Genomic DNA, 8,289 nt, shown 5'->3' with positions numbered 1-8,289 from the left:
CGCGCCCGGCGCACCGCGTCCGGCGTCCCGGCGCAAGATCTGCGCAACATCACTGATGTTGCTGCCTCTGACGTGCGGGAGGCCACAACATCAGTGATGTTGTGGCCTCCCGTAGTCCGTCGGTGCGGTCTCAGCCCGTGGTGTGGTTCGGGTGGGGCAGCGCCGGGTGGTGCGGCGTGGGTCAGTGTCGGGTGGAGGCGAGGTAGCGGTCCTCGTTCGGCATGAGGACCCAGAGGATCAGGTAGACGATCACCTGGGTGCCGGGCAGCAGCAGCGACAGCAGGAACAGCAGCCGGACCATCCCGGCGGACATGCCGAACCGCTGACCGAGGCCGGCGCAGACACCGGCGAGCATGCGCCCCTGGCGGGGCCGGACCAGTTTGCGACTCATCGTCGTACTCCCACTCTGCGGCTGTGTGCCGCGTCTGCAATCCACGGTAGAAAGGGGTGGCCACCTCGACCTCGGTCCCGAGGAGGATCAGCAACCAGTGGACCCGTAGGTACTTACCCGTGCGGCCGGCCCGACGCCTCGCGCCTCGCACTCCACACCCAGGCGAAGATCGTGCTCGATCCTGGATGTAGTGGCCTCAGGGCGTGAGGAGGCCACTACATCCAGGATTTGGCGTGATCTTGAGCGGGCAGCCGGGCAGCCGCGTAGCCCGGGCAGCCGGGCAGCCGCGTAGCCCCGGCAGGCGGGCAGCCACGCAGCCCTGGCAGCCAGGAAATCGGGCGGTCGAGCAGCCCGGGCAGCCGGGCAGGCGCGGCGGGGCGGCCGGACACTGCGGGGAGGTGGCGGTGTCGCGGCGGGTGGGCGGCGGTCAGGTGGCCGCCTCGCGGTGGCCGGTTGGGTGGCCGGCTCGGCGGGTAGGCTCGCTGGTTGGGCACCCGTCACCCCGGGTGGCCGGGCGGCCGCCCGACCGGGCGGCCCATGAGCGGGGCCGCCTGACCGGTGGCCACGAACCGGGCCGGACCCGTACCACGGGCGACGGCGAGGAAGCGCAGCCATGATCAGTGTTTTCGACCTTTTCAGCGTCGGCATCGGGCCGTCCAGCTCGCACACGGTGGGGCCGATGCGGGCCGCCCGTACGTTCGTGGCGGGGCTCAAGGCCGACGGGCTGCTCACCGGCACCGCGCGGGTGCAGGCTGAGCTGTTCGGTTCGTTGGGCGCCACCGGGCACGGTCACGGCAGCGGGCCGGCGGTGCTGTTGGGGTTGGCCGGGGAGTCGCCGGAGACGGTCGACACCGACACGGTGGGCCCCCGGGTCGAGCGGATTCGCGCGGAGCGGCGGATCAGTCTGCTGGACGCGCACGAGATCGACTTCGACCCGGACCGGGATCTGACGCTGCACCGCCGCCGGTCGCTGCCGTACCACCCGAACGGGATGACCTTCGCGGCGTACGACGTCGAGGGCGCCGAGCTGCGGAGTCGCACCTACTACTCGGTGGGCGGCGGTTTCGTGGTGGACGAGGAGGCGGCGGGCGCGGACCGGATCAAGCCGGACAGCACCCGGGTGCGGTACCCCTTCCTGACCGGTGCGCAGCTCCTCGACGTCACCACCACCACCGGGCTGTCGATCAGCGAGGTGATGCTGGCCAACGAGCGGTCCTGGCGCAGCGAGGCGGAGATCCGGGCGGGTCTGCTGGAGATCTGGCGGGTGATGCGGGAGTGCGTGCAGCGCGGCTGCGAGCGGGACGGCGTACTCCCCGGGGGGTTGAAGGTCCGGCGGCGCGCGGCGGAGCTGCGGCGCGGCCTGGAGGCGGACGCCGGGACCAGCGACCCGCTGCACGCCATGGACTGGGTGACGCTGTTCGCCCTCGCGGTGAACGAGGAGAACGCGGCGGGCGGCCGGGTGGTGACCGCGCCGACGAACGGCGCGGCGGGGATCATTCCGGCGGTGCTGCACTACTACAGCCGCTTCATCGAAGATGCCGATGACGACGGCGTGGTGCGGTTCCTGCTGGCCGCCGGCGCGATCGGCGTGCTGTTCAAGGAGAACGCGTCGATCTCCGGCGCGGAGGTCGGCTGCCAGGGTGAGGTCGGCTCGGCGTGTTCGATGGCGGCGGCGGGGCTGGCCGAGGCGCTCGGTGGCACTCCGGAGCAGGTGGAGAACGCGGCCGAGATCGGGATGGAGCACAACCTCGGGTTGACGTGTGACCCGGTGGGTGGCCTGGTGCAGATCCCCTGCATCGAGCGGAACGCCGTGGCTAGCATCAAGGCGATCACGGCCGCCCGGCTGGCGCTGCGCGGCGACGGTGTGCACGCGGTGTCACTGGACAAGGTCATCAAGACCATGCGGGAGACGGGCGCCGACATGAAGGTCAAGTACAAGGAGACGGCGCGCGGCGGTCTGGCCGTCAACGTGATCGAGTGCTGAGTACGGCCGATTCGGGGCATTCGTTCACCGACTGCTAACCTGTCGTCCGTTTCGCAAGGCGGGAGGCTCGCGGTGACCTCTGGCGTCGCGGCGTTGTGGTCGCACCGCAACTCGCTGCGCATCCTGGTCAGGCGCGACCTGGCGGTCAAGTACCAGCAGTCGGTGCTGGGGTACTTCTGGTCGCTGATCGAGCCGCTCGGCATGGGCGCCATCTACTGGTTCGTGTTCGGGGTGCTCTACTCCCGGGACACCGGCCGGCACCTCGGTGAGGCTGCCGGGTCGTATCCGCTGTTCCTGATCACCGGGATCTTCGCCTGGATGTGGACCAGTTCGGCGCTGAGTGAGGCCACCAACGCGCTGACCGGCCAGTCCCGGCTGATCACCACGATGAACGTGCCGCGTCAGGTCTTCCCGATCGGCCGGGTCACCGGCCGGTTCGCCGAGTACGCGGCCGGCCTGCCGATCCTGGTCGCCATCGCGGTGATCTACGCGGTGCACGGCCGGATCCACCCCGGCTGGTCGTTGCTGGCGCTGCCGTTGGCGGTGGCCGTGCAGGGTGTGCTGCTGGTCGGGCTGGCTCTGCTGCTGTCCGCGTGGAACGTGCTGATGCGCGACGTGGAGCGGTTCATGCGGCTGATCATCCGGGTGCTCTTCTACGCCACGCCGATCATCTATCCGCTCAGCCTGGTCCGCGAGTCCGGTCTGCCGGGTTGGCTGAAGGTCGTGTACGAGCTGAACCCGCTGGTCGGGATCTTCCAACTGCACCACGCGATCTGGTATCCGGACGAGTTCCCGGACGCCCGGCTGCTCACCACCACTGTCGTCGGCAGCCTGCTGGTGTTGGCCGCCGGCTGGTGGTCGTTCCGCCGGTTGGAGCCAGCCGTGCTCAAGGAACTGTGATGGCCGCGCCGATCATCGAGGCCGACGGGCTGGGCATCCGGTTCGTCCGCAACCGTCGCCGGCAGCTGCGACTGCGGGAGTTGTTCATCCACCGCGGTGGGCGCGGAGCCCTGCCGGGCCAGTTCTGGCCGCTGCGCGACGTGTCGTTCACCGTCGAGCCCGGCGAGACCGTCGGGGTGATCGGCCGCAACGGGACCGGTAAGAGCACCCTGCTGCGGCTGATCGCCGGGGTGCTCATCCCGGACGAGGGCAGCATCCGGGTGCACGGCGCGGTGGCGCCGCTGCTGGAGCTGTCCGCCGGCTTCTCCAACGACCTGACCGGCCGGGAGAACCTGCACCTGGTCGGTGGGCTGCACGGCCTGTCGGCGGGCTATCTGAAGCGGCACTTCGACGAGATCGTCGAGTTCGCCGGTGAGCAGGTGGAACGGGCCATCGACACGTCGGTGCGGCACTACTCGTCGGGGATGAAGGTACGGCTCGGCTTCGCGATCATCTCGCACCTGCCGCACCCGATCCTGCTCATGGACGAGGTGACGGCGGTCGGGGACGCGGAGTTCCGCAAGAAGTGTTACGCGACGATTGATCGTCTGCTCGGGGAGGGGCGCACGCTCGTGCTGGTGTCACACAACGAAAAGGACCTGACCCGGTTCTGCCGTCGGGGTTTGTACCTCGACGCGGGCCGGTTGACGCTCGACGGCACCATCGCCGAGGCGCTCGACGCGTACCACGCCGCGGTTCCGCGGTGACGCTCGCGATCGTGCTCGCCGCCGGGACGCCCGCGGCGGGCCTGACCACCGCGACAGGTGAGCCGCTTGCCGACCGGCTCGCCGACCAGTTGCGCCGGGCCGGCGCGGACGAGGTGCGCTTCGCGGCGACCCTCGACGAGGTGGCGGCGCTCGCCGACACCGCCGGCGGTCCGCTGTTGGTCACCGGTACCGACCTGGTGGCGCACACAGCAGTCCTGCGGCACCTCGCCACCAGCCCGGTGGGGCCGACAGTGGCGTTGGTGCTCACCGACCCGCCGGTGCCCGGGCGGACCGCCGTGCGCGAGGAGCGCGGCCAGGTCGTCGACGCCGGCCCGCTGGACGCCCTCGACGGCGACGCCACAGGTGTGTTCGGCGGCGCGCTGCGGGTCGGCGTCGACGACCTGCCGACCCTCGCCGCCGCCGCCCGGGCCGCCGCCGTGGGCGGCCCCGGGTCCGCCGTGGACCGGCTCGTCGCGGGGCTCGCGGCGCTCGGCACCCTGATCTTCGCCCAGCGGGTACGTCTGCTCGTCGCGCACCGGGTCGACGACGAGGCCGTTCTGGTCGCCGCCGAGGCCGCGGTGACAGCTGTCGACGAGGACCGGGCCGAGTTGCGGCTGTCGGTGAAGGAGAAGGACGACTTCTTCTCCACGTACTTCGTCAGCACCTGGTCGCCGTACGTGGTGCGGGTGGCGGCCCGGCTGCGGCTCACCCCGACCGGCGTGACGGTGATCTCGGTGCTGTTCGCGCTGGCCGCCGCGGTGCTGTTCGGCGTCGGCGGGCGGCTGGCGCTGGTGAGCGGTGCGGTGCTGCTCTACCTCGGCTTCGTGCTGGACTGCGTGGACGGTCAGTTGGCCCGCTACACCCGTAACTTCAGCGCCTGGGGCGGCTGGCTGGACACCATGGCCGACCGGGCGAAGGAGTACCTGGTCTACGCCGGCCTCGGCTTCGGGGTGAGTCACGCCGGGCTGGGCAACGGTTGGGCCCTCGCCATCGCCGCGATGACGTTGCAGACCGTCAGGCACATGACCGACACCTGGTACGGGGCGCTGCACGACGAGGCGGCGCGCCGGCCCCGGGCGACGGCGGGTGCCAGCGGCGGGATCGGTGACCGGTTGAACGCCGCGTCGACCCGGGTGCAGGCCGACACCGGCTCGCTGTCGTACTGGCTGAAGCGGACGGTGGTCTTCCCGATCGGTGAGCGGTGGGCGTTGATCGCGCTGACCGTGGCGCTGTTCAACCCGCTGGTCAGCCTCATCGCGGTGCTGGTCTGGGGGGCGTTGGCGTTCGCGTACACGGGTGCGCTGCGTACGCTGCGGGCCCGCTGGATGTGGGTGCCGGTGCTGGACACGGTCGACGCCACGCTGCACCGCGACGACGGTCCGCTGGTCCGCCGGCTACCTGTGGTCCGCCCGATGGGGCCGCTCACCCTGGCGGTGATCGCCGCGCTCGGCCCGGCGGCGCTGCTTGTCGCGGCGCTGTGGAGCGACACACCCGACGGGCTGCGCTGGGCGGTGCCGGTGGCGCTGCTGGTGCTCCTGGCCGGTGGCCTCGGTGCCGGGGCCGCGCACAACGGTCCGCTGGACTGGCTGGTGCCGGCGGCGTTGCGGGCCGCCGAGTACCTGTTCGCGATCGCGGTCGGGGTGGTCGGTGACGCGCCGGGTTGGCTGATCTTCGGGTACGTCTTCGTGCTCACCGTGCACCACTACGACCTGACCGCCCGGCTGGAGAAGCGGCAGGCGGCACCACCGCTGCACGCGGCCACCCTGGGCTGGGACGGTCGTTCGGTGCTGCTGACCCTCGCGGCGATTGCCGGCATCGTGAGTATCGGCATGGCTACACTCGGTGCGTACCTTCTCGTGGTCTTCGCGGCGAGTGTCGTCCTGGCCTGGTTCGTCCGGCCGGCCCGTGGCGCGCGGGCGTCGGCCGCGCCGGTGGGCGCGGGAGGTGCCGTGCCGCGCTGACGGAGGGACGGCCGGATGACTTTGATCAGTTTCGTCGTACCGGCCTTCCGGGTGCAGGGATACCTGCGTGAGTGCCTGGACTCGATCCTCGGCCAGCCGGAGACGGACGTCGAGGTGATCGCCGTCGACGACTGCTCGCCGGACGCCAGCGGCGAGATCATCGACGAGTACGCGGCCCGTGACCGGCGGGTCCGTTCGGTCCGGCTGCCGGAGAACATCGGTCTCGGTCCGGCCCGCAACGTCGGGCTGGACCGGGCCGTCGGCGAGTACGTCTGGTTTCTCGACGGCGACGACTGGCTGGCGCCGGAGTGCCTGCCGGCGGTCGCCGAGCGGCTGCGCGCCACCAGCCCCGACGTGCTGCTCGTCGACCACGTCCGCGCCCACTGGAACGACACGGTCACCCGCAGCGCGATGGCCGAGGTGTTCCCGGAGTCACCCGGCCCCGACACCTTCCGGCTGCGGGACCGGCCGGAGGCGATGCGCCTGCTGCACACCGCGTGGAACCGGCTGGTCCGTCGGCAGTTCCTTGTCGATCTGGGTCTGCGCTTCGCGCCGGGCTGGTACGAGGACGTGTCCTTCAGCCATCCGGTGCTGATGGCGGCACAGCGGATCGGCGTACTCGACCAGGTGTGTGTCAACTACCGGCAGCGCCGCGCCGGCGCGATCACCAGGACCCGTGGCGACCGGCACTTCGAGGTGTTTCCGCAGTGGCACCGGGTGTTCCACCTGATGGATGGGTGGGGGTCGGCGACGGACGCCCTGCGGCCGGCGGTCTTCGAGCGGATGATCTGGCACTACCTGACGGTGCTCGGCAACGGCCAGCGCATCGCGCCGGAGTTGAGGCCGGCGTTCTTCGCGCAGATCACCGCCGACTACGCGCGCTGGCTGCCGGACGGCGGCTACCCGGTTCCGGACGGGGTGGAGGGGATCAAGCACCGGCTTGTCGCCGCCGGCCGGTGGCGGACGTTCAGCGCGCTGCGCGCCGCCAGCCGGGCCCGGGACACCGCCCGCAAGCGGACCCGTACGGTGCGGCGGCGGGTCGGCCCGGCGGCCCGGCGCGGCGCCCGCCTGACCCGCGACGGCCTGCTGCGCGAGTACTACCGGGCGGAGCTGCGCCGGCCGGTCGACCCGACGCTCGCGGTGTACGCGGCCTACTGGTTCCGGGGGTACGCGTGCAACCCGGCGGCGATCTACGAGGTGGCCCGGCGGCTGGCCCCCGAGGTGCGGGGTGTGTGGATCGTGCGCCGCGACCGGGTGGACGCCGTCCCGCCGGGGGTGGAGTACGTGGTCGCGGGCACCCCGGCGTACTACCGGGTGCTGGCCCGGGCCCGGTGGCTGATCAACAACGTGAACTACCCGGACTTCGTCCGTAAGCGGCCGGAGCAGGTGCACGTGCAGACCCACCACGGCACGCCCGTGAAGGTGATGGGGCTCGACCAGCAGCGCTATCCGATCGGCGCGGGCCGCATGGACTTCGCCGGACTGCTGCGCCGGGTGGACAGGTGGGACTACAGCGTCAGCTCGAACAGCTTCTCCACGCAGATGTGGGACCGGGCGTACCCGGCCACCTACACGACACTCGAGGTGGGCTACCCGCGCAACGACCGGCTGGTCACCGCCGACCCGGACGAGGTGCGCCGGCTGCGCGACGAGTTCGGTCTCGCCCCCGACGAGCAGGTGGTGTTGTACGCCCCGACGCACCGCGAGCACCTGCCCGGCTACCGGCCGCCGTTCGACCCGGACCGGTTCGTCGACGCGCTGGGTGGGTCGGGCCGGCTGCTGATGCGCAGCCACTACTTCCACGACCGGGACCGCCGCCCCGCCCGGTCGGTGGATCGCGACCGGGTCCGCGACGTCAGCGGTCACCAGCGGGTGGAGGATCTCTACCTGGTTGCCGACGTGCTGGTCACCGACTACTCCTCGGCGATGTTCGACTATGCGGTGCTGGATCGACCGATCGTGCTGTACACACCGGACTGGGAGGCGTACCGGCTGGCCCGGGGCGTCTACTTCGACGTGACGGCGGAACCTCCGGGCGCGGTGGCCACCACGTTCACCGCCCTGCTGGACGTGTTCCGTACCGACGCGGTGCGCTCGGACGCGGCGACAAAGGCCCGCGCGCAGTTCCGGGGCCGATTCTGCGCTCTGGACGACGGGCACGCGGCGGAGCGGGTGGTGCGCCGCGTGTTCCTGGGGGAGCCGGCCGGCCTTTCGTCCCCCTGCTGATCATGCGGTAGTGGTGCGTACTGTCGTGTAATGGCAGCGTCATAGGTCGAACATGAGACGTTTACCCGATGTGCTGATCGA

The 8,289-nt window shown here is 71.4% G+C and carries 6 protein-coding genes; 5 read left to right on the top strand and 1 reads right to left on the bottom strand.

What is annotated here, in order from left to right:
• Nucleotides 1-181: 181 nt before the first annotated feature.
• Entirely contained in the window at nt 182-391 is a 210-nt protein-coding gene (locus ACZ6N8_RS04180) for a PspC domain-containing protein (RefSeq protein ID WP_139584028.1), read from the bottom strand.
• A gap of 613 nt (nt 392-1,004) precedes the next feature.
• Here ACZ6N8_RS04180 and ACZ6N8_RS04175 point away from each other — a divergent pair.
• From ACZ6N8_RS04175 to ACZ6N8_RS04155, 5 genes are all read left to right on the top strand, one after another.
• A complete protein-coding gene (locus ACZ6N8_RS04175) occupies nt 1,005-2,375 on the top strand; it encodes an L-serine ammonia-lyase (RefSeq protein ID WP_364368890.1) in 1,371 nt (456 codons plus the stop codon).
• A 72-nt stretch (nt 2,376-2,447) separates the two neighbouring features.
• The gene (locus ACZ6N8_RS04170) at nt 2,448-3,275 is read left to right on the top strand and encodes an ABC transporter permease (RefSeq protein ID WP_466007420.1); all 828 of its coding nucleotides are present in this window, start codon (nt 2,448-2,450) and stop codon (nt 3,273-3,275) included.
• Entirely contained in the window at nt 3,275-4,021 is a 747-nt protein-coding gene (locus tag ACZ6N8_RS04165) for an ABC transporter ATP-binding protein (RefSeq protein ID WP_364368884.1), read from the top strand. The genes ACZ6N8_RS04170 and ACZ6N8_RS04165 overlap by 1 nt, the downstream gene beginning before the upstream one ends.
• Entirely contained in the window at nt 4,018-5,982 is a 1,965-nt protein-coding gene (locus ACZ6N8_RS04160) for a DUF5941 domain-containing protein (protein WP_466007418.1), read from the top strand. Before ACZ6N8_RS04165 ends, ACZ6N8_RS04160 begins: the two co-directional genes overlap by 4 nt.
• A gap of 15 nt (nt 5,983-5,997) precedes the next feature.
• Nucleotides 5,998-8,208: a bifunctional glycosyltransferase/CDP-glycerol:glycerophosphate glycerophosphotransferase gene (locus ACZ6N8_RS04155; protein ID WP_466007416.1), complete on the top strand. Its 2,211-nt coding sequence runs from the start codon at nt 5,998-6,000 to the stop codon at nt 8,206-8,208.
• Nucleotides 8,209-8,289: the final 81 nt, after the last annotated feature.

Source organism: Micromonospora sp. NPDC047521 (genome assembly GCF_055587305.1).
This window is presented reverse-complemented; position numbering and strand designations above follow the sequence as displayed.

What these genes read in the sequence shown, in the direction of transcription:
- ACZ6N8_RS04180 (WP_139584028.1), bottom strand. Translation starts at nt 391, where the DNA reads ATGAGTCGCAAACTGGTCCGGCCCCGCCAGGGGCGCATGCTCGCCGGT.
- ACZ6N8_RS04175 (WP_364368890.1), top strand. Translation starts at nt 1,005, where the DNA reads ATGATCAGTGTTTTCGACCTTTTCAGCGTCGGCATCGGGCCGTCCAGC.
- ACZ6N8_RS04165 (WP_364368884.1), top strand. Translation starts at nt 3,275, where the DNA reads ATGGCCGCGCCGATCATCGAGGCCGACGGGCTGGGCATCCGGTTCGTC.
- ACZ6N8_RS04155 (WP_466007416.1), top strand. Translation starts at nt 5,998, where the DNA reads ATGACTTTGATCAGTTTCGTCGTACCGGCCTTCCGGGTGCAGGGATAC.